The sequence below is a fragment of the Burkholderia sp. BCC0097 genome (assembly GCF_902832985.1).
In the GTDB taxonomy this organism is placed as follows: domain Bacteria; phylum Pseudomonadota; class Gammaproteobacteria; order Burkholderiales; family Burkholderiaceae; genus Burkholderia; species Burkholderia orbicola.
This window is the reverse complement of record NZ_CADFDM010000012.1, coordinates 1-21251: the sequence shown is the minus strand read 5'-3', so window position 1 is coordinate 21251 and position 21251 is coordinate 1. Positions and strand designations below refer to the sequence as shown.

Below are 21251 nucleotides of genomic sequence, written 5' to 3'. Positions count from 1 at the left end.
GCGTAAGGGTTTGGCCCCGCGGCTATAATGCCCGCCATGACTGCCCACCACTCCTTCGACGTCGCCGTGGTCGGCGGCGGGCTCGTCGGCAAGACGGCCGCGCTCGCGCTGACCCAGTCCGGCTACAAGACAGCCTTGCTCGCCCAGCCGGCCACGCCGCGCCCCGCCGATCTCGCGTTCGACACGCGCGTCTACGCACTGTCGTCGAGTTCGCAGGCGTTGCTCGAGCGGCTGCGGGTCTGGCAAGCGCTCGACCACGGCCGGCTCGCGCCCGTCTACGACATGCGCGTGTATGGCGATGCGCATGCCGAACTGCATTTCTCCGCCTATCAGGCGTCCGTGCCGCAACTCGCATGGATCGCCGAATCCTCGCTGGTCGAGGCGTCGCTCGACGCCGCGCTGCGGTTCCAGCCGAACCTCACGTGGTTCGATTCGCGTGCGCAGGGCTTCGACGTGCGCGACGACGCGGCCGTGCTGACGCTGTCGTCGGGCCAGGTGCTCGAAGCCGATCTCGTCGTCGGCGCCGACGGCGCGCATTCGTGGGTGCGCTCCCAAATGGGGGCCAGGGTAGAGCGGCGCGACTACCGGCAAACGGGCGTCGTCGCGAACTTCAAGGCATCGTTGCCGCACCGCGAGACCGCGTACCAGTGGTTCCACGAAGGCGAGATCGTCGCGCTGCTGCCGCTGCCGGACGGCCACGTGTCGCTCGTGTGGTCCGCGCACACCGCGCATGCCGAGGCCCTGCTCGCCCTCGATCCGGCGCAGCTCGCGGCCGAGGTCGAGCGCGTGTCGCACGGTCAGGTCGGCACGCTCGAATGCGTGACGCCGGCCGCCGGCTTCCCGCTGGCGCTGCAGACGGTCGACAAGCTGATCGCACCGCGCGTCGCGCTGGTAGGCGATGCCGCGCACCTGATCCACCCGCTCGCGGGGCAGGGGATGAACCTCGGGCTGCGCGACGTCGCCGCGCTCGCCGACGCGATCGCGGGCAAGGAAAGCTTCCGCAATCTCGGCGATACGGTCCTGCTGCGCCGTTACGAACGTTCACGCCGCGAGGACATCCGCGCGCTGATGGTCGCCACCGACGGCCTGCAGCGGCTGTTCGCGGTGCCGGGCTCGCTCGCGAAGGCGGTGCGCAATGCGGGCATGGCGTTCGTCGGCGCGCAGCCGCTCGTGAAGCGCTGGCTCGTGTCGGCCGCGCTCGGCTGAGCGAACCTTCCGCCGCCGCGCCGGTCGGAGACGGTTCCGTTACGGCGTACACTGTGCCGTGCACTCCGATTGAGCTGAAGGAAGATTTCAATGAAAAAAACGATCCGCATCGCATCGCTGGCGCTGGCCGTCACGATGGCGACGCTCGGCTGCACCGCGCAGGCCGACCAGACCACCGACAAGCTGAAGGCCACGCTGCAAGCCCGTCTCGGCAACGACGCGCCGATCAAGAGCGTGTCTAAATCGCCGGTCGCAGGCCTTTACGAAGTGAACCTCGGCTCGCAGATCATCTATAGCGACGCGGCGGGCGACTACGTGCTGCTCGGCGATCTCGTCGACGCGAAGACGCACAAGAACCTGACCGACGCCCGCCTGTCCGAAATCAACAAGATCGACTTCGCGAGCCTGCCGTTCGCGAATGCGATCAAGATCGTCAAGGGCAACGGCGCCCGCAAGATCGCGGTGTTCTCCGATCCGAACTGCCCGTACTGCAAGAAGCTCGAGACGACGCTGCAGTCGGTCGACAACGTGACCGTCTACACGTTCCTTTACCCGGTGCTGTCGCCGGATTCGACCGCGAAGTCGAAGGCGATCTGGTGCGCGACCGACCGCGCGAAGACGTGGGAAAGCTGGATGCTCGACCACCGCGCGCCGTCCGGCGCCGGTACCTGCGACACCACCGCGCTCGACAAGAACCTTGCGCTCGGCCGCGGGATGAACGTCACGGGCACGCCGACGATCTTTTTGCCGGATGGCCGCCGCCTGCCGGGCGCGGTATCGGCCGACCAGCTCAACCAGGCGCTCGCCTCGAGCAAGTAACCGACTGCACGCCGGGCGCATGGCCCGGCCAGCGAGGGGCGCCCGCATGATCTGCCGGCGCCTCTCTTCGTTTTCGCCGCCGTATTCGACCGACCGATTGCCACGATGACCCAGCCGATCCGCTATTCGATTGTCCCGAAAGATCTTGCCGCGCACTTGTTCGAAGTGACGGTGACGGTTGCCGATCCCGATCCTGAAGGCCAGCGTTTCTCGCTGCCGGTATGGATTCCGGGCAGCTATCTCGTGCGCGAGTTCGCGCGCAACATCGTGACGCTGCGCGCGTTCAACGACGCGGGCCGCAAGGTGCGCATCGCGAAGACCGACAAGCACACGTGGCAGGCCGCGCCCGTGACCGGCGCGCTGACGCTGCGCTACGACGTGTATGCGTGGGACCTGTCGGTGCGCTCCGCGTATCTCGACGAATCGGGCGGCTTCTTCAACGCGACGGCCGTGTTCCTGAGCGTCGCGGGCCACGAGGCGGCGCCGTGCGAAGTCGACATCGCGAAACCGGCCGGCGCGGCATTCCGTACGTGGCGCGTCGGCACCGCGCTGCCCGAAGCGGGCGGCACCCGGCGTTACGGTTTCGGCGCGTATCGCGCGGCGAACTATGACGAGCTGTCCGACCATCCGGTGACGATCGGCGAATTCGCACTCGCGACGTTCGACGCGCACGGCGTGCCGCACGACATCGTGATCGCCGGGCGCGTGACGCAACTCGACCTGGAGCGGCTGCGTACCGATCTGAAGCGCGTGTGCGAAGCGCAGATCGCGCTGTTCGAGCCGAAATCGAGGAAGGCGCCGATGGACCGCTACGTGTTCATGACGCTCGCGGTCAGCGACGGCTACGGCGGCCTCGAGCATCGCGCATCGACCGCGCTGATCTGCAACCGGACCGACCTGCCGGTGAAGGGGCGCCCGGAAACGACGGAAGGCTATCGCACGTATCTCGGCCTCTGCAGCCACGAGTATTTCCACACGTGGAACGTGAAGCGCATCAAGCCGGCGGCGTTCGTGCCGTACGACCTCACGCGCGAGAACTACACGTCGCTGCTGTGGCTGTTCGAGGGCTTCACGTCGTATTACGACGACCTGATGCTGGTGCGCAGCGGGCTGATGTCGCAGGACGACTATTTCGCGGCGCTCGGCCGCACGATCGGCGGCGTGCTGCGCGGCACGGGCCGGCTCAAGCAGAGCGTCGCGGAAAGCTCGTTCGACGCGTGGATCAAGTACTACCGCCAGGACGAGAACGCGACCAACGCGATCGTCAGCTATTACACGAAGGGCTCGCTCGTCGCGCTGGCGTTCGATCTCGCGATCCGCGCGCAAACGCGCAACCGGAAGTCGCTCGACGACGTGATGCGCCTGCTGTGGCAACGCTACGGCCGCGACTTCTATCGCGGCAAGCAGGCGGGCGTGGACGAAAACGAAGTCGAGGCGCTGATCGAGGAGGCGACGGGCGTTGCGCTCGGCCGCCTGTTTGCCGACGCCGTTCACGGCACGCGCGACCTGCCGCTCGCCGAACTGCTCGCGCCGTTCGGCGTGACGCTGGCCCCCGACGTCGCGACCGGCGCGGCCGCGAAACCGACGATCGGCGCACGCCTGCGCGGCGGCGCGGACTGCACGTTGGCGGCGGTCTATGAAGGCGGCGCCGCGCATCGCGCGGGGCTGTCGGCCGGTGACACGCTGATCGCGGTCGACGGGCTGCGCGTGACGGGCACGAACCTCGATGCGCTGCTCGCACGCTACCGGCCGGGCGACAAGGTCGAGATTCACGCATTCCGCCGCGACGAGCTGCGCACCGCGAAGCTGAAGCTCGACGGCCCGGAAATCACCCGCTACCGGCTGACGGCGGCCGCGAAACCGGCTGCGGCCACGAAGGCCCGCGAAGCCTGGCTGAAGGGGTAATCGTACGAAAGCGGGTAGCAGGGCACGATCGGCGATTGTTCTGTTGCTGCAACAATCCGTCGCCCTGAGCCCGCTTTTTCGCGGTCATGTGGCCACGCACAATGGCGTCACTCGCGCTACCGAAGCGCAACCCCACCCGGAGCCTGACATGACGACCATTCTGCAAATCAATTCCGCTGCGCGTTCGCAAGGTGCGCAATCCACGCTGCTGGCCAACGAACTGACGGCAAAGCTGCAACAATCGAACCCCGGCGCGAACGTCGTGGTTCGCGACCTGCTGGCCGATGCGCTGCCGCACCTCGACGAATCGGTGCTCGGCGCGTTCTTCACGCCGGCCGACAAGCGCACCGCGGAACAGAATGCGATCGTCGCGAAGAGCGATGCACTGATCGCCGAACTGCAAGCGGCCGACATCATCGTGATCGGCGCCCCGATGTACAACTTCGGCATCTCGTCGCAACTGAAGACGTACTTCGACTGGATCGCCCGCGCAGGCGTCACGTTCCGCTACACCGAGAACGGTCCGGAAGGCCTGATCAAGGGCAAGAAGGTTCACGTGGTGACGGCGCGCGGCGGCAAGTACCTGGGTACGCCGAACGACAGCCAGACCCCGTACCTGCGCACGTTCCTCGGCTTCATCGGCCTGACCGACGTGAGCTTCATCCACGCGGAAGGCCTGAACCTCGGCCCGGACGCGCAGAGCGCCGCGCTGGCCGGCGCACGCGAAGCGATCGCCGCCGCGTAACGCGTCAGGTCGATGCGGGTGCGATGCACCCGCTGCGTCGCCCGATAAAAAAACGCCGCGTCCTTTCAGGGACGCGGCGTTTTTGCATTCGGCCGGCGAACTCGCCGCAACCGAGGCCGTTACGCGAGCGTTTCGGCTACGTCCGGCAGGCGCCAGTCGATCGGTTCGCGGCCGGCGGCGGCCAGATAGTCGTTGGCGAGCGCGAAATGGCGGCAGCCGAGGAAGCCGCGGTGCGCGGACAGCGGTGACGGATGTGGCGCCTCGAGCACGCAATGCGCATTCGCATCGAAGAGCGCCCGCTTGGCCTGCGCGTGCGCGCCCCACAGCATGAACACGAGCCCGCGATGACGGCCGGCGAGCTCGCGGATCAGCGTATCCGTGCATTGCTCCCAGCCGCGCTTCGCATGGCTCGCGGCCGCGCCGCGCTCGACCGTCAGTACCGTGTTGAGCAGCAGCACGCCCTGGCGTGCCCACGTGTCGAGGCAGCCGTGACGCGGCGTGTCGTGACCGAAGTTCGCCGCGATTTCCTTGAAGATGTTGCGCAGCGACGGCGGCGTGCGGACGGCCGGCGGCACCGAGAACGCGAGGCCGTGCGCCTGCGGCGTGCCACGGTCGTCGCCGTGGTACGGGTCCTGGCCGAGGATCACGACCTTCACGTCGTCGGGATGCGTCAGGCGCAGCGCGCGGAACACGTCGGTCGGGTAGACCGTCTTGCCGGCGGCACGCTCTTCATCGACGAAGCGGCACAGCGGCGCGTACGCGTCGCTGTCGGTGAACGGTTTCAGCACGTCGCGCCAGACGGCCGGCAGCGCGTCGAATTGCGCGGCCAGATGCGGCACGTCGGCGGCAACGGGCCGCGAGGGCGAGGCGGCCGGGGCCGACGCGGCGAGCACGGGCGCCGGTGCGGCGGTTTTCTTCGCGGGTTTGCGCCCGGCCGCGGGCGGCTCGGAAGCCGGGGACGGAATATCGGCCGGTGCCGTTTCCGGCACGGGATCGTCGAACAGCGACGCCTGTTGCGGCGCGCGGGAAGTCTTGCGGGTTGCCATGCGTGATGCGAGTTTATTGCGCGCGCAGCCGGTAGCCGCGCTGCGCCTTGCTGATGTTTTCGGGAACGAGGCCCGGCAGCGCCTGCTGCAGTTCGGCGGCGAGCTTCGCGAGCGCCGTTTCCGGGCCGTCGATCAGTTCGAGTTCGATTTCGCTGATCGGTTCGCGGCGCGTTTCGTGTTCCGCCTGGACGACGATCTCGCCGAGGTCCACCGCGGCCTCGACGGTTGCGCCGCCGATTGCGATGCGCCACAGCGTACGCGAAAAATCCGTGCGGAACAGCGCGTGCAGCGCGCCGGCCGCGTCATTGAGCGCGGCGGCGGCTTCCGGTACGTCGCAGGCCGCGACGAGCGCATCGATTTCGAGCGCGTCGCCGGCGACCGGCAGTTCCCATTCGTGGCGGCTATGCAGGCCGCCTTCCGCGCTGCCGACCGTCTTGAACGTCTGCAGCCACCCGTCCGGCGTGCGGCGCACGCGCACCGCGCTCTTCGAGCGCGCCAGCGCGAGATCGGGCGTGTCGTAATAGACGTTCGCGAGCGTGATCGCGTGGCCGGGTTCGCCGGTCAGCGTCTCGAAGAAGCGGCGCGCGGCGTCGGCCTGGCCGGCCGGCAGCGCGAGCTTGATTTCCTGTTCGATCGCCATCAGAAGAACATCCGTGCGAGTTCCTCGCCCGGCTGCTCGGCGCGCATGAACGCCTCGCCGACGAGGAACGTATTCACGTTCGCCCCGCGCATCGTGTCGACGTCGGTGCGCGACAGGATGCCCGATTCGGTCACGACGATGCGATCCGCCGGAATCATGTCGAGCATGTCGAGCGTGGTCTGGATCGACGTCTCGAACGTGCGCAGGTTGCGGTTGTTGATGCCGAGCAGCGGCGTCTTCAGCGTCAGCGCTTGTTCCATCTCGTGGCGGTCGTGCACTTCGACCAGCACCGCGAGGCCGAGCGAGTGCGCATACGCTTCGAGATCCTGCATCAGCGGCGTGTCGAGCGCGGCGGCGATCAGCAGGATCGCGTCGGCGCCCATCGCGCGGGCTTCGACGATCTGGTACGCGTCGACGATGAAGTCCTTGCGCAGCACCGGCAGCGTGCAGGCCGCGCGCGCTTCCTCGAGGTAGCGGACGCCGCCCTGGAAGAACTGCTCGTCGGTCAGCACCGACAGGCACGCGGCGCCGTGCGCCGCATACGAGCGCGCGATGTCGGCCGGCACGAAATGCTCGCGCAGCACGCCTTTCGACGGGCTGGCCTTCTTGATTTCGGCGATCACGGCGGCGTTGCCGGCCGCGTGCTTCGCGCGCAGCGCGCCGACGAAGTCGCGCAGGTCGCGCGCGGACGCTTCCAATTTCAATGCCTCGAGCGGCGTGCTGCGCAGGGCCGCCGCGATTTCTTCGCGCTTGACGGCGATGATTCGGTCGAGAATGTCGCTCATAGGGGTTCCTGCTGGATTCGTAAGAGGGTCAGCGCTTGAATTGCTGCGTGAAGCGCACGAGTTCGTCGACCTTCGCGCGGGCCTTGCCGCTCGCGATCGCTTCGCGGGCGAGCTGGATGCCGTCCGCGATCGACTCGGCGATATTGGCCGCGTAGAGCGCGGTGCCCGCGTTCAGCGTGACGATCTCGCGCGCGACGCCCGGCTGGTTGTCCAGCGCGCCGAGCAGCATCGTGCGCGATTCGTCGGCATTTTCCACCTTCAGCGTGCGGTTCGACACCATCTGCAGGCCGAAGTCCTCCGGATGGATCTCGTATTCGTGCACCTTGCCGTCGCGCAACTCGCCGACGAGCGTCGCGGCGCCGAGCGACACCTCGTCCATCCCGTCCTTGCCGTACACGACGAGCACGTGCTGCGCGCCGAGACGCTGCATCACGCGCACCTGGATACCGACGAGGTCGGGGTGGAACACGCCCATCAGCTGGTTCGGCGCGCCGGCCGGATTGGTCAGCGGGCCGAGGATGTTGAAGATCGTGCGCACGCCGAGCTCGCGGCGCACGGCCGCGATGTTCTTCATCGCCGGGTGATGGTTCGGCGCGAACATGAAGCCCATGCCGGTTTCGGCGATCGACGCGGCGACCTGGTCCGACTGCAGGTCGATATTCACGCCGAGCGCCTCGAGTACGTCGGCGCTGCCGGACTTGCTCGATACGCCGCGGTTGCCGTGCTTCGCAACCTTCGCACCCGCGGCCGCCGTGACGAACATCGACGCGGTCGAGATGTTGAACGTGTGCGAGCCGTCGCCGCCGGTGCCCACGATGTCGACGAAGTTCGAGTTGTCCTGCACCTCGACGTGGTTCGCGAATTCGCGCATCACGGTTGCGGCGGCGGCGATCTCGCCGATCGTCTCCTTCTTCACGCGCAGCCCGGTGATGATCGCGGCCGCCATCACGGGCGACAGGTCGCCGCGCATGATCAGCCGCATCAGGTGCAGCATTTCGTCGTGGAAGATTTCGCGGTGCTCGATCGTGCGCTGCAGCGCTTCCTGCGGGGTAATCGTCATCGTGAGGCTCCCGTCAGGCGGCCGGCGCGGCCGCGTGGGCCGCTGCACGATGCTGCTTCAGGAAATTCTCGAGCAGCGCATGGCCATGCTCGGAGAGGATCGATTCCGGGTGGAACTGCACGCCTTCGACCGGCAGCGTCTTGTGGCGCACGCCCATGATTTCGCCGTCGTCGGTCCACGCGGACACCTCGAGGCAGTCGGGCAGCGATTCGCGCTCGATCGCGAGCGAGTGGTAGCGCGTCACGTCGAAATGCTTCGGCAGATCGGCGAACACGCCGCGGCAGTCGGTTTCGATCCGGCTTACCTTCCCGTGCATGATGGTCTTCGCGCGCACGACACGGCCGCCGAACGCTTCGCCGATTGCCTGATGGCCGAGGCAGACGCCGAGGATCGGCTTCCTGCCCGCGAATTCGCGCAGCACGTCGAGCGTGATGCCCGCGTGTTGCGGATTGCTCGGGCCGGGCGACAGGCAGATCGTGTCGGGGTTCAGGCGCGCGATGTCGTCGAGCGTGATTTCGTCGTTGCGGTAGGTACGCACGTCCTCGCCGAGTTCGCCGAAGTACTGGACCAGGTTGTAGGTAAACGAGTCGTAGTTGTCGATCATGAGCAGCATGGTCAGTCTCCGGTCAGAAGTCGCTATCGAGGCCGTCCTGGACCTGTTCGGCCGCACGCAGCACCGCGCGCGCCTTGTTCTCGGTCTCTTGCCATTCGGATTCGGGCACCGAATCCGCGACGACGCCGGCCGCCGCTTGCACGTACAGGTTGCCGTTGTGGATCAGGCCCGTGCGGATCGCGATCGCGAGATCCATCTCGCCCGAGAACGACAGGTAGCCGACCGCGCCGCCGTACAGCCCGCGCTTGACCGGCTCGAGCTCGTCGATCAGTTCCATCGCGCGCACCTTCGGCGCGCCGGACAGCGTGCCGGCCGGGAACGTCGCGCGCAGTACGTCGTAGTTCGTCATGCCGGGCTTCAGCTTGCCTTCCACCGAGCTGACGATGTGCTGCACGTGCGAGTACTTCTCGATCACCATCTTGTCGGTCACCTGCACCGAGCCGATTTCCGCGATGCGGCCGACGTCGTTGCGCGCGAGGTCGATCAGCATCACGTGCTCGGCGATCTCCTTCGGATCGTTGAGCAGCTCGGTCGCGAGTTCCGCGTCACGCTCGGGCGTGTTGCCGCGCGGGCGCGTGCCGGCGAGCGGCCGGATCGTGACGATCTGGTCTTCTCCGCGCTTTTCCTGGCGCACCAGGATTTCCGGCGATGCGCCGACCACGTGGAAATCGCCGAAGTTGTAGTAATACATGTACGGCGACGGATTCAGCGAACGCAGCGCGCGGTACAGCGACAGCGGATTGTCGCGGTACGGCTTCGTCAGCCGCTGGCCGACCTGGATCTGCATCAGCTCGCCGGCGGCGATGTATTCCTTCGCCTGGCGCACGGCGGCCAGGTAGTCGTCCTTCTTGAATTCACGGAACGTCTCGGTGCGCACGCTCGCCGACGTGACGGGCGGCTGCACGGTCGTGCGCAGGCGCTGCTTCAGTTCGCGCAGGCGGTGTTTCGCCTTCGCATACGCTTCGGGCTGGCCCGGGTCCGCGTAGATGATCAGGTAGAGCTTGCCGGCGAGGTTGTCGATCACCGCGACTTCCTCGGTCAGCAGCAACTGGATGTCGGGCAGGCCGAGATCGTCGCGCGGGGCGGTGTTCGCGAGCTTCTTCTCGATGTAGCGCACCGCGTCGTAGCCGAAGTAGCCGGCGAGGCCGCCGCAGAAACGCGGCAGGCCGGGGCGCTGCGCGACCTTGAAACGCGCCTGGAACGATTCGATGAACTGGAACGGGTCGCCGTCGTGCGTCTCGACGACCTGGCCGTCGCGCACGACTTCCGACACGCCGTTGCGGGTGCGCACGAGCGTGCGGGCCGGCAGGCCGATGAACGAGTAGCGGCCGAAACGCTCGCCGCCGACCACCGATTCGAGCAAGAACGAGTTGGCGCCCGCACGTTCGGGCTGGGCCAGCTTCAGGTAGAGGGACAGCGGCGTTTCGAGATCGGCAAGGGCCTCCGCGATCAGCGGGATGCGGTTGTAGCCTTCGTTCGCCAGCGATTGGAATTCGAGTTCGGTCATGTTCCGGTCCTGTTCGGGACGAGCGGCGCGTGCGCCAGGGATCATTTGACGCTGCGCGGGTGGCCGTCGGCGAAAGGGCGGTCGATCGAGAAGTGCCTGTTGCCGGCCGGCACTCCGGGCGTGAACGTCGCGAGCCTGCGGCCGATCCTGAACGCAAGCGTTCGGGCGCGGTGGAACTCGAGGTGGTGCGACGGTCGGCGCGCGGATGCGCAGCGAGATAAAAAACGGCGCTGAAGACGTACTTCAGCGTACCTCATCGAAGAGGTTAGCGCGACCAGCGACGCCAGGGCCAGGCTCCCCGGTCGATGCTGCTCAGACTCCGTTTTTTATTCAGAAACATGCGGATGGAAGAAATAATCAGACGGTTGGCCGGGCGGCGTTGTGCGCGGAAATTGCGCGAGCCGCGACCAGCAACGAATCGACTATACCATCCGAATTTATCGTTTGTATAGCTTTGCCGTGGTTGTAGCCGTACGGCACCGTCAGCGTCGCCATCCCGGCCGCGCGGCCTGCCAGCGCGTCGTTTTCCGAGTCGCCGATCGCGACCGCGGCGTCCGGCGCGACGCCGAGCGCGTCGCAGGCCGTCAGCATCGGCAGCGGATCGGGCTTCTTGCGCGCGACGCTGTCGCCGCCCAGCACGATGCCGAAGCAGCCGGCCAGCCCGTATTGTTCGAGCAGTTCGACCGCGAAGCGGTGCGGCTTGTTGGTCACGCACGCGAGCCGGATGCCGGCTGCGCGCAGCGCGTCGAGCCCGGCCGCCACGTCCGGATAGAGACGCGTGTGGTGACCGTTGATCTTCGCGTATTCGCTCTGGTAGATCGCCAGTGCGTCGTCGAAGCGCGCGTGCGCTTCGTCGGCCGGGAAGCGCGGCTTCAGCACGCTCTGGATCAGGTGTTCGGAGCCCTTGCCGACGTAGCCGATCACTTCGTCGCGCGACGTGGCCGGCGCGCCGAGCTGCGCGAGCATCCCGTTCAGGCCGGCCGTGAAATCGTCGGCGGTGTCGACCATCGTGCCGTCGAGGTCGATCAGCGCCGCATCGATGCGCGGCGCGGCGAAGCGGATCGGGGCCGCGTCCGCAGCAGCCCCGGCCGGCGCGCGGCCGGCGAACGACGAGTGGGCCACGGCGTCAGCTCCGTTCGACGGTCGCGAGCGCCGCGCGCATCTCGTCGATCACCTTGCGGTAGTCGGGCTTGCCGAAGATCGCCGAACCCGCGACGAACGTGTCGGCGCCGGCCGCCGCGATTTCCGCGATGTTGTCGGCCTTCACGCCGCCGTCGACTTCGAGCAGGATCTCGCGGCCCGTGCGCTCGGTGTACGCGTCGATGCGGGCGCGCGCCTCGCGCAGCTTGTTCAGCGTCTCCGGAATGAACGACTGGCCGCCGAAGCCCGGGTTCACCGACATCAGCAGCACGAAGTCGAGGCGATCCATCACGTGGTCGAGGTAGTTCAGCGGCGTGGCCGGATTGAACACCAGACCGGCCTTGCAGCCGTGGTCGCGGATCAGCGACAGCGTGCGGTCGATGTGATCGGAGCCTTCCGGGTGGAAGCTGATCAGGTTCGCGCCGGCCTTCGCGAAATCGGGCACGATCCGGTCGACCGGACGCACCATCAGGTGCACGTCGATCGGCACCTGCACGTGCGGGCGGATCGCCTCGCAGACGAGCGGGCCGATCGTCAGGTTCGGCACATAATGGTTGTCCATCACGTCGAAGTGAATCCAGTCGGCGCCGGCGGCGACCACGTTGCGGACTTCTTCGCCGAGCCGTGCAAAGTCGGCCGACAGGATGCTGGGGGCGATGCGGAATTGAGTCATGGCAGGGGAGCGGGGACGTTGCGGCGCAAAACCGTCATTCTACCGTCCGGCGACCCGGTGCGCGGCGGCAGGCCGTGCGGTTGCGGCCCGATTGCGCATAGAATGCCGAACCAATGCGGCGCGCCCGCGGCCCGGCCGCTCGAGTCGGCGCGCGCGGTTACCTAGAGCGGACACACCATGAGTCAGTATCAGTTCACCGTTTCGGTGAAAACCAGCTACTTGCCGGAACAATCCGACCCCGATCACCGTCAATACGCATTCGCGTACACGCTGACGATCCGCAACACCGGACAGGTTGCGGCGCAACTGATCGCACGTCACTGGATCATCACGGACAGCGAAAGCCACGTGCAGGAAGTGAAGGGGCTCGGCGTCGTCGGGCACCAGCCGCTGCTGCAGCCGGGCGAGCATTTCGAATACACGAGCTGGGCCGTGATCGCGACGCCGGTCGGCACGATGCGCGGTGCGTACTTCTGCGTGGCGGAGGACGGCGAGCGTTTCGAGGCGCCGGTCGACGAGTTCGCCCTGCACATGCCGCGCACGCTGCATTGAGCGTGCAGTGTGTGGCGCGCGTCAGCGCGGCTGGCGGTCGTTGTGACGGGCCTGCTTCTTTTTGCCCGACGACGTCCACACGACGATGAAGATCAGCAGGGCAAGCGCGACGAAGGCTTCGAGCGCGAAGATGAGCATCGGATATTGGTCGAGAAAATCTGACATGGCGGTTTCCATCAAGAACGGACATTGTATGTGGTTTGGGCCCCGGCTGGCCGGGTGGATGGCCGCCGTCGCGACGGCGGCGCTGCTCGCGGCGTGCGGCGGCGCGCCGACGCGAACTTCCGCGCTGAAGCCGCCGACCGGCGCGGCGATCATGCCGGGGCAGGTTGCCGCGAAGCGGCTCACGCCGGTCGCATGGCAGCAGGTGCCGGGCTGGCAGGACGATTCGCTGATCGGCGCGACGGCCGCGCTGCGGCAGAACTGCGCGCGGCTGGCGCGCCAGCCGGCCTGGGCGCGCGCTTGCGCGGCCGCTGACCGGCTCGACGAGCTCGACGTCAGCAGCGCCCGCGCCTTCTTCGAAACCTATTTCACGCCGTTCCAGTTCGCGAACACCGACGGGACGCTCGACGGGCTCGTGACCGGCTATTACGAGCCGCTGCTGCACGGCTCGCGCGTGCGCCGGGGCCCGTATCAGTACGCGCTCTATCGCTGGCCGGCCGGCTATCGCGCGGGTGCCGCGCTGCCGGCGCGCGCCCAGCTCGAGCGCGCCGGCATCCTCAACGGTAACGAACTCGTGTGGGTCGACGATCCGATCGAGGCGTTCTTCCTGCAGGTGCAGGGCTCGGGGCGCGTGCTGCTTGACGACGGTTCGGTGATGCGGGTCGGCTTCGGCGGCACCAACAATCAACCGTACCGTTCGATCGGAAAATGGCTGCTCGATCGCGGCGAACTGACGCCCGCGCAGGCGACGATGCAGGGCATCAAGGCCTGGGCGAAGGCGAACCCGACGCGCGTCGACGCGCTGCTCGACACGAATCCGCGCTTCGTATTCTTCCGCGACATGCCGACCAAGGAGGATGCGCCGCACGGCGGCGCGGACGGTCCGATCGGTGCGCTCGGCGTGCCGCTGACGCCGGAGCGTTCGATCGCGGTCGATCCGTCGTCGATCCCGCTCGGCACGCCGGTGTTCCTGCAGACCACGCGTCCGCTGACGAATACGCCGATGAACCGGCTCGTGTTCGCGCAGGATACGGGCTCGGCTATCAAGGGCGGCGTGCGGGCGGACTATTTCTGGGGGCTTGGCGATGACGCGGGCGACCAGGCCGGCCGGATGAAGCAGGTCGGGAGGATGTGGCTGCTGTTCCCGAATTCGTGATTGGGGGCGGCGCGGGTTGCCCGGAGGGTGGCTCGTGAACGAGACGCGACATGGATGGCGCGTCTCCTGCGCGCGGGGCGTGCCGGTCTGGTCGTCGGTGTACCCGTGAGATTTCAGTTCGCGTGATGCTCTGCGTGTCACGTCGAACGACGCTTTGGCGTAGAACAGCCCGATCGGCGTTGGCCGACCGGGCTGTTTCATTTGCAGGCTCGGATTCGCCGCTGCGCGGCGTGCGGGCGGCGAGTGCGCGAAATTCGCGCCCGTCGCCTGCGCGGCGAGGTGACCTCAGCCCTTGCGCTTGTCGATGACGCGGCGCGCCTTGCCGACCGAGCGCTCGATGCCGTTTACGGGCAGCACGTTGATCACGGCCGTCACGCCGATCAGCGACTTGATGTCGTACGCGAGCGCCTGTTTTGCCGCCTGGATCGCCGCGGTGTCGGGCGCGGTTTCCGGGCAGGGTTCGACGTTGAGCGTCAGCACGTCGAGCGGGCCTTCCTTCGTCAGCACGATCTGGTAGTGCGGCGCGAGCGCGCGCTGCTTGAGCAACTGTTCCTCGATTTGCGTCGGGAACACGTTGACGCCGCGCACGATCATCATGTCGTCCGACCGGCCGGTGATCTTCTCCATCCGGCGCATCGTTCGGGCGGTGCCCGGCAACAGGCGCGTGAGGTCACGGGTACGGTAGCGGATGATCGGCAGCGCTTCCTTCGTCAGCGACGTGAACACGAGCTCGCCGAGTTCGCCGTCCGGCAGCACTTCGCCGGTTTCCGGGTCGATGATTTCCGGATAGAAGTGGTCTTCCCAGATGGTCGGGCCATCCTTGGTCTCGACGCATTCGGACGCCACGCCCGGGCCCATTACTTCGGATAGCCCGTAGATGTCGACCGCGTCGATGCCCATCCGCTGTTCGATCGCGACGCGCATGTCGTTGGTCCACGGCTCCGCGCCGAAGATGCCGATGCGCAGCGAACTCTGCACGGGATCGAGGCCCTGGCGCTCGATCTCGTCGGCGATCGACAGCATGTAGCTCGGCGTGACCATGATGATGTCGGGCCGGAAATCCTGGATCAGCTGTACCTGTTTCTCGGTCTGGCCGCCGCCGAACGGGATCACGGTGAGGCCGGCGCGTTCGGCGCCGTAGTGCGCGCCGAGCCCGCCCGTGAACAACCCGTAACCATAGCTGACGTGCACCTTGTCGCCGCGGCGCGCACCGGCGGCGCGGATCGAACGTGCGACGAGGTTCGCCCACGTGTCGATGTCGGCCGCCGTATAGCCGACGACCGTCGGCTTGCCGGTCGTGCCGGACGACGCGTGGATGCGCGAGATCTGGTCCTGCGGCACCGCGAACATCCCGAACGGATAGCTGTCGCGCAGATCGCCCTTCGTCGTGAACGGGAAGCGCGACAGGTCGGAGAGCGTTGTCAGGTCGTCCGGATGCACGCCCGCTTCGTTGAACTTGCGGCGATAGACGGGCGAGTGGTCATACGCATGCCGGAGCGACCACTTGAGGCGTTCGAGCTGCAGCGCGGTCAGCTCGTCGCGTGAGGCGGTCTCGATCGGCTCGAGCGGTAGCGGGGTAGTCATGCATGTCTCCAGTGTTTGTTATGGGCGAGCCGTCGACGTCAGCGGTCTTCCGGGATGACCGTGCCCTTGATCTGGGCGGATTTGCCGCGAAACATCGCAACCGTGTCGCCTGTCTGGTTCGTGACGCGGATGTCGTAGATGCCGTGGCGGCCGGCACGCGCCTGCTCGATCGCCTCGGCTGTCAGCACGTCGCCGCCGTGCACGGGGCGGAGGAATTCGATCGAGCAGCCGGCCGCGACCGCATTCAGGTTGTACGAGTTGCACGCGAACGCGAACGTCGAATCGGCGAGCGTGAAGATGATGCCGCCGTGGCAGGTCTGGTGCCCGTTCAGGAATTCGGGCCGCACCCGCATCTGAAGGCGGGCGTAGCCTGCGCGTACTTCGGCGATTTCCATGCCGAACGCGCGGCTGCAGGCGTCGGCGTCGTACATGGCTTGCGCGGTGGCGCGGGCGAGCGAGTCGGGGTCGAGCGTGGCGGTCGCATTCGTCATGTCAACGCCCCTCGAAGCGCGGTGCGCGCTTCTCGATGAAAGCCTGCACGCCTTCCGCATAGTCGTGCGATTGGCCGAGCTTGCGCTGCAGGTCGCGTTCCACGTCGAGCTGCTGATCGAGCGTGGTGGTGACGCTGTCTCGCATCGACTGCTTGATCGAAGCGATGGCGAGCGTCGGCTGCTGTGCGAGCTGGGTGGCGAGTTGGCGGGTTGTCGCGACGAGCGCGTCGTCGTCGACCGCACGCCAGATCAGGCCCCACTGTTCGGCCTGCTCGGCGCCAAGCTTGTCGCCCGTCAGCGCGAGCCCCAGCGCACGTGCCATGCCGACGCGTTGCGGCAGGAACCACGTGCCGCCCGAATCGGGCACAAGCCCGATCTTGACGAAGGCCTGGATGAAACTGCTCGAGCGGGCGGCAAACACCAGATCGCACGCCAGTGCGAGATTCGCGCCGGCGCCGGCTGCCGTGCCGTTGACGGCGGCGATCACCGGAATCGGCAGGCGCTGCAGGCGGCGGATCAGTGGATTGAAATGCTCGTCGATCAGCGTGCCGAGATCTGTGGACGCGCCCGGCGTGAAGTCGAGGTCGGCCAGATCCTGCCCCGCGCAAAACCCGCGCCCCGCACCCGTCAGGATCAGCGCGCGCGCGCCGGCCGCCTCGACTTCATCGAGCGCCGACTGCAGTTCGCGATGCATCGCCCGCGTGAAGCTGTTCAGCTTGTCGGGGCGGTTGAGCGTGATCGTGGCCACGCCCGCGGCCTGATCGATATCCAGCTGGATCGCCTGATAGGACATGCAGTGTCTCCTTCATGACTTCGTTATAGGCGGGCGGCGCGTGGGTTACACGCGTTCGATCGCGATCGCGATGCCCTGGCCGACGCCGATGCACATCGTACAGAGCGCGAAGCGGCCGCCGGTACGCTCGAGTTGATGGAGCGCGGTGGTAACGAGCCGCGCGCCCGATGCACCGAGCGGGTGGCCGAGCGCGATCGCGCCGCCGTTCGGGTTCACGCGCGGATCGTCGTCGGCGACGCCGAGCATGCGCAGTACGGCGAGACCTTGCGACGCGAACGCCTCGTTCAGTTCGATCACGTCGAACTGGTCGATGCGCATGCCGAGCTGGTGCAGCAGTTTCTGCGTGGCCGGCGCGGGGCCGATGCCCATCACGCGCGGCTCGACGCCGGCGGTCGCCATGCCGACGACGCGCGCGCGGCGGCGCAGGCCATACTGGTCGGCCGCCTGCGTATTGGCGAGCAGCAGCGCGCAGGCGCCGTCGTTCACGCCCGACGCGTTGCCGGCCGTTACCGAGCCGTCGGGACGCACGACGCCCTTCAGTTTCGCGAGGGCCTCGAGCGACGTTTCGCGCGGATGTTCGTCGCGCGACACGACGATGGCATCGCCTTTCTTCTGCGGAATCGTGACCGCGACGATTTCTTCAGCGAGCGTGCCGTCCTGCTGCGCCCGCGCGGCCTTCTGTTGGCTGCGCAGCGCGAACAGGTCCTGATCCGCGCGGCTGATGTTGTAATCGACCGCGACGTTCTCGGCGGTTTCCGGCATCGAATCGACACCGTACAACTGTTTCATCAGCGGATTGACGAAGCGCCAGCCGATCGTCGTGTCGTAGATGTCGGCCTGGCGCGCGAACGCGCTTGCGGCCTTGCCCATCACGAACGGCGCGCGCGTCATGCTCTCGACGCCGCCTGCAATCATCAGGCGCGCTTCACCTGCCTTGATCGCGCGTGCGGCCGTGCCGACCGCGTCCATGCCGGAACCGCACAGCCGGTTCAGCGTCGTGCCCGGCACGGCAGTCGGCAGGCCCGCCAGCAGCGCCGACATGCGCGCGACGTTGCGGTTGTCCTCGCCGGCCTGATTCGCGCAGCCGTAGATCACGTCGTCGATCGCCGCCCAGTCGACGTCGCGATTGCGCTCGATCAGCGCCTTGAGCGGCACCGCGCCGAGGTCATCGGCTCGGACATCTTTGAGGGCGCCGCCGTAGCGGCCGATGGGGGTGCGAATCGCATCGCAGATGTAGGCGTCTGTCATGGGCGTATCGGTGAGTGACGAACCCGCCGGGTGGCGGATTCGTTCATGGTAGAGAACGTGGGGGCGTTTGCACGTCGGCCAATCGGGTTATGCCGTCTGGCCAGCTTCCGCGGGTGCCGCCTTCGGGGCAACATGGACGCGGCTTTGCACCACGCGGAACCGGTTGGCGACGAATGCCGGGTCGGCCAGCGCTGCGTTGGCTGCCGGGTTCGCGCCCGTGCCGTGGAAGTCGGAGAACGCGGCCGACTGGTTGACGAATACGCCGCCCGTGAGGTTGATCGACAGCGCGACGCCGCCACGCACTGCCGCGTCGTGTGCGGCGTCGACGATTGCGTCGTCCGTGCTGTAGACGGAGAGGGTCAGCGCGCCATGCTCGGCGGCGATTTCACCGGCGAGATCGAGCGACTGCGCGGTCGAGTCGGTCGCGATCACGAACGAGATCGGGCCGAACCACTCCTGGGTGAATTTCTCGCGGTCGGCCACGTCGAGTTGCAGCACGAGCGGCGTACGCACGCGCGCATCGGGGAAGGCGGGATGCTGGAGCGTCACGCTGTCCGCGAGCACGCGGCCGAGCTTGCGCGCGTCGTCGATGCGCGCAGTCACGCCTTCGTTCTGGATCGCACCGATCAGTTCGACGGAGCGAGCCGGGTCGCCGGTGAGTTTTTGCACGGCAACCGCGATCGCTTGCGCGACTTCGTCGAAGCTCGCATGGCCGTCGGCCGTCCGGATGCCGTCGCGCGGCACGTAGATGTTCTGCGGTGCCGTGCACATCTGGCCGGAGTACAGCGCCAGCGAGAACGCGATGTTCTTGGCGGCGGCCTTCAGGTCGTCGGTCGAGTCGATCACGATCTGGTTGACGCCGGCTTTTTCGGTGTAGACCTGTGCCTGATGGGCATGGCGTTCGAGCCACGTGCCGTTCTGCGTGCTGCCGGTGAAGTCGATCAGCTTGATCTCGGGGCGCAGCGCGAGGTCCTGGACGAGGGCGCCGTCGTTGGGTTCGGTCGCGAGGAGCGTGACGACGTTCGGATCGAACCCGGCTTCGCGCAGCACGTCGCGGGCGATCCGCACCGTGATGGCGAGCGGCAGGATCGCGCCGGGATGCGGTTTGACGATCACGGTATTACCGGTTGCCAGGTCGGCGAACAGGCCCGGGTAGCCGTTCCAGGTCGGGAACGTGCAGCAGCCGAGCACGAGGCCCGTGCCGCGCGGCACGATCGTGTAGCGCTTGTGCATCGCGAGCGGCGGGTTCTTGCCTTGGGGCTTTTCCCAGTGCGCGTCGGCCGGGATGCGGCGCAGTTCGTCCCACGCATAGGCGACCGCCTCGAGGGCGCGGTCCTGCGCGTGCGGGCCGCCGGCCTGGAACGCCATCATGAAGGCTTGCCCGGTAGTGTGCATCACGCTGTAGGCAATTTCGAAGCTTGCGCGGTTCAGGCGCGCCAGGATTTCGAGGCTGACGCCGACCCACGCGCTCGGCCCGGCTTCGCGCCACGTGCGTTGTGCGGCGGCGGCAGCAGCGATCAGTGCGTCGGGCGTCGACTTCGGGTACCGGACGCCCAGCGCGATGCCGTACGGCGAGCGCTCGGCGCCGACCGTTTCACCGGTCGCCGGCTGGTCGAGCACGAAGGTCTTGTCGAGGTGTGACTTGAACGCGGCCTCACCGTCCGCGCTGGCGCTTTCCCCGTACACTTTGGGGCTCGGCATTTCGGCGAACGGGCTCCAGTACCCGCGGCTCTCGATGGCGGCGAGTGCGTGTTTCAGCGTGTCTTCGTGCTTCGTGAACAGTGCGTGGGTCATGGCGGCGGCCTGATGAACGTTGAGAGGGATTGGATCGATTAATTAACCGACCGGTTGGTCGGAGAATGGTAGCATCAAACTATTCGCATGTGCGAGGCGTTTCTCATTTCATTGATCGAGGAGAAATAGATGGCTTACGAGAACATCCTGGTGGAGACCCGGGGGCGTGTCGGTCTGGTCACGCTGAACCGTCCGAAGGCGCTGAATGCGCTGAACGATGCGCTGATGGATGAGTTGGGCGCGGCACTGAAGGCGTTCGATGCCGACGACGATATCGGTGCGATCGTCGTGACCGGCAGCGAGAAGGCATTCGCGGCCGGCGCCGACATCGGCATGATGGCGACCTATTCCTATATGGATGTTTATCGGGGCGACTACATCACGCGCAACTGGGAGACGGTCCGCGAGATCCGCAAACCGATCATTGCCGCGGTTTCGGGCTTTGCGCTGGGCGGCGGCTGTGAACTCGCGATGATGTGCGACATCATCTTCGCGGCGGACACGGCCAAGTTCGGTCAGCCGGAAATCAAGTTGGGCGTCATGCCGGGTGCGGGCGGCACACAGCGTCTGCCGCGCGCGGTGTCGAAGGCGAAGGCGATGGACATGTGCCTGACCGCGCGCTTCATGGACGCCGCCGAGGCCGAGCGTGCCGGGCTCGTTTCGCGCGTTCTGCCGGCCGACAAGGTGCTTGAGGAGGCGATTGCCGCCGCAGCGACGATCGCTGAGTTCTCGCTGCCGGCGGTCATGATGGTCAAGGAGTCGGTGAACCGCGCGTACGAGACGACGCTGGCTGAAGGCGTTCACTTCGAGCGCCGGCTGTTCCATTCGCTGTTCGCAACCGAAGATCAGAAGGAAGGGATGGCGGCATTCGTCGAGAAGCGAAAGCCGGTGTTCAAGCACCGCTGATCGACTGGCATCGGTCAGGTGTTCGGCGGCTGGCCTGCATCGGTTATCGGCGTGATCGCCTTGCCCCGCTCATCAAAAGCCTCCGTGCGCGGCAGCGCACGGAGGCTTTTTCAAACTTTCTTCACAAAGCGCTTGCGTGGATGGGGGCGGGTGCTTAGAATCACGCCTCTTTCGCGCTAACGGAAACGCAGCGCGGGAGGAAGGGAAGCAGTGCTGTTGGGGTTCGGAAGTAGCGAGCCTTGGCGGTACGGAAGTTGAGCCCCGCGGTCGCAACGAAGTCGTTCAGAAAGTTGTTGACGAGCTGCGAAACACGGTTCATAATCTCGCTTCTCTGCTGCTGAAAACGCAGCGCTGCTGAGGGGTTCAAGATTCCTCGCAGAAATGCTCTTTAAAAATTAACAGCCGATAAGTGTGGGCGCTTGATGG

General features: G+C 66.9%; 21 protein-coding genes. 7 read left to right on the top strand and 14 right to left on the bottom strand.

Annotated features, from left to right (window positions below):
* Positions 1–27 precede the first annotated feature (27 nt).
* From HWX07_RS32015 to HWX07_RS32000, 4 genes are all read left to right on the top strand, one after another.
* Positions 28–1206 carry a UbiH/UbiF family hydroxylase gene (locus HWX07_RS32015; RefSeq protein ID WP_175879073.1) on the top strand — a complete coding sequence of 393 codons (1179 nt, stop codon included), beginning with the start codon at positions 28–30 and terminating at the stop codon, positions 1204–1206.
* A gap of 90 nt (positions 1207–1296) precedes the next feature.
* The gene (locus HWX07_RS32010) at positions 1297–2025 is read left to right on the top strand and encodes a DsbC family protein (protein WP_006477048.1); all 729 of its coding nucleotides are present in this window, start codon (positions 1297–1299) and stop codon (positions 2023–2025) included.
* 105 nt (positions 2026–2130) lie between these two features.
* Positions 2131–3930: a PDZ domain-containing protein gene (locus HWX07_RS32005; protein ID WP_175879071.1), complete on the top strand. Its 1800-nt coding sequence runs from the start codon at positions 2131–2133 to the stop codon at positions 3928–3930.
* A 148-nt stretch (positions 3931–4078) separates the two neighbouring features.
* Entirely contained in the window at positions 4079–4675 is a 597-nt protein-coding gene (locus HWX07_RS32000; RefSeq protein ID WP_011546535.1) for an NAD(P)H-dependent oxidoreductase, read from the top strand.
* Between the two features lie 119 nt (positions 4676–4794).
* Here HWX07_RS32000 and HWX07_RS31995 read toward each other — a convergent pair whose 3' ends face one another.
* From HWX07_RS31995 to rpe, 8 genes are all read right to left on the bottom strand, one after another.
* A complete protein-coding gene (locus HWX07_RS31995) occupies positions 4795–5721 on the bottom strand; it encodes a uracil-DNA glycosylase (protein ID WP_175879070.1) in 927 nt (308 codons plus the stop codon).
* Positions 5722–5734: 13 nt separating this feature from the next.
* Positions 5735–6361 carry a CYTH domain-containing protein gene (locus HWX07_RS31990; protein ID WP_012327834.1) on the bottom strand — a complete coding sequence of 209 codons (627 nt, stop codon included), beginning with the start codon at positions 6359–6361 and terminating at the stop codon, positions 5735–5737.
* Positions 6361–7146, bottom strand: coding sequence for an indole-3-glycerol phosphate synthase TrpC (gene trpC / locus HWX07_RS31985; protein ID WP_175879068.1), 786 nt, complete (start codon positions 7144–7146; stop codon positions 6361–6363). The genes HWX07_RS31990 and trpC overlap by 1 nt, the downstream gene beginning before the upstream one ends.
* Positions 7147–7174: 28 nt before the next feature.
* Positions 7175–8206 (bottom strand): anthranilate phosphoribosyltransferase, encoded by a 1032-nt coding sequence (trpD, locus tag HWX07_RS31980; protein ID WP_012327835.1) that lies wholly within the window; start codon positions 8204–8206, stop codon positions 7175–7177.
* A gap of 13 nt (positions 8207–8219) precedes the next feature.
* A complete protein-coding gene (locus tag HWX07_RS31975; protein ID WP_069619494.1) occupies positions 8220–8819 on the bottom strand; it encodes an aminodeoxychorismate/anthranilate synthase component II in 600 nt (199 codons plus the stop codon).
* A 13-nt stretch (positions 8820–8832) separates the two neighbouring features.
* A complete protein-coding gene (trpE, locus tag HWX07_RS31970; protein ID WP_006477040.1) occupies positions 8833–10326 on the bottom strand; it encodes an anthranilate synthase component I in 1494 nt (497 codons plus the stop codon).
* Positions 10327–10683: 357 nt separating this feature from the next.
* Positions 10684–11448 (bottom strand): phosphoglycolate phosphatase, encoded by a 765-nt coding sequence (locus tag HWX07_RS31965; protein WP_175879067.1) that lies wholly within the window; start codon positions 11446–11448, stop codon positions 10684–10686.
* 4 nt (positions 11449–11452) lie between these two features.
* Positions 11453–12139, bottom strand: a complete 687-nt coding sequence (gene rpe, locus HWX07_RS31960) for a ribulose-phosphate 3-epimerase (protein WP_006482066.1) — start codon at positions 12137–12139, stop codon at positions 11453–11455.
* 177 nt (positions 12140–12316) lie between these two features.
* On the opposite strand from rpe, the gene apaG reads away from it, so the two are divergent.
* On the top strand, positions 12317–12691 hold the full coding sequence (gene apaG, locus HWX07_RS31955) for a Co2+/Mg2+ efflux protein ApaG (protein WP_006477037.1): 375 nt from the start codon (positions 12317–12319) through the stop codon (positions 12689–12691).
* 21 nt (positions 12692–12712) lie between these two features.
* Here apaG and HWX07_RS37070 read toward each other — a convergent pair whose 3' ends face one another.
* A complete protein-coding gene (locus HWX07_RS37070) occupies positions 12713–12856 on the bottom strand; it encodes a hypothetical protein (protein ID WP_226210963.1) in 144 nt (47 codons plus the stop codon).
* Positions 12857–12884: 28 nt separating this feature from the next.
* Between HWX07_RS37070 and HWX07_RS31950 the strand changes: the two genes are divergently transcribed.
* Complete coding sequence (locus tag HWX07_RS31950; RefSeq protein WP_226210961.1) at positions 12885–14009, top strand: MltA domain-containing protein; 1125 nt, start codon at positions 12885–12887, stop codon at positions 14007–14009.
* A 285-nt stretch (positions 14010–14294) separates the two neighbouring features.
* Here HWX07_RS31950 and paaK read toward each other — a convergent pair whose 3' ends face one another.
* The 5 genes from paaK to paaN form a co-directional block, all read right to left on the bottom strand.
* Entirely contained in the window at positions 14295–15593 is a 1299-nt protein-coding gene (gene paaK / locus HWX07_RS31945) for a phenylacetate--CoA ligase PaaK (RefSeq protein WP_175879065.1), read from the bottom strand.
* 38 nt (positions 15594–15631) lie between these two features.
* Complete coding sequence (gene paaI / locus HWX07_RS31940) at positions 15632–16084, bottom strand: hydroxyphenylacetyl-CoA thioesterase PaaI (RefSeq protein ID WP_012327840.1); 453 nt, start codon at positions 16082–16084, stop codon at positions 15632–15634.
* Position 16085: 1 nt separating this feature from the next.
* A complete protein-coding gene (paaG, locus tag HWX07_RS31935; RefSeq protein ID WP_012327841.1) occupies positions 16086–16877 on the bottom strand; it encodes a 2-(1,2-epoxy-1,2-dihydrophenyl)acetyl-CoA isomerase PaaG in 792 nt (263 codons plus the stop codon).
* A gap of 45 nt (positions 16878–16922) precedes the next feature.
* The gene (gene pcaF, locus HWX07_RS31930; RefSeq protein WP_175879063.1) at positions 16923–18125 is read right to left on the bottom strand and encodes a 3-oxoadipyl-CoA thiolase; all 1203 of its coding nucleotides are present in this window, start codon (positions 18123–18125) and stop codon (positions 16923–16925) included.
* Between the two features lie 87 nt (positions 18126–18212).
* Positions 18213–19919, bottom strand: coding sequence for a phenylacetic acid degradation protein PaaN (paaN, locus tag HWX07_RS31925; protein WP_175879061.1), 1707 nt, complete (start codon positions 19917–19919; stop codon positions 18213–18215).
* A gap of 129 nt (positions 19920–20048) precedes the next feature.
* On the opposite strand from paaN, the gene HWX07_RS31920 reads away from it, so the two are divergent.
* Positions 20049–20825, top strand: a complete 777-nt coding sequence (locus tag HWX07_RS31920; protein ID WP_012327844.1) for an enoyl-CoA hydratase — start codon at positions 20049–20051, stop codon at positions 20823–20825.
* Positions 20826–21251 lie beyond the last annotated feature (426 nt).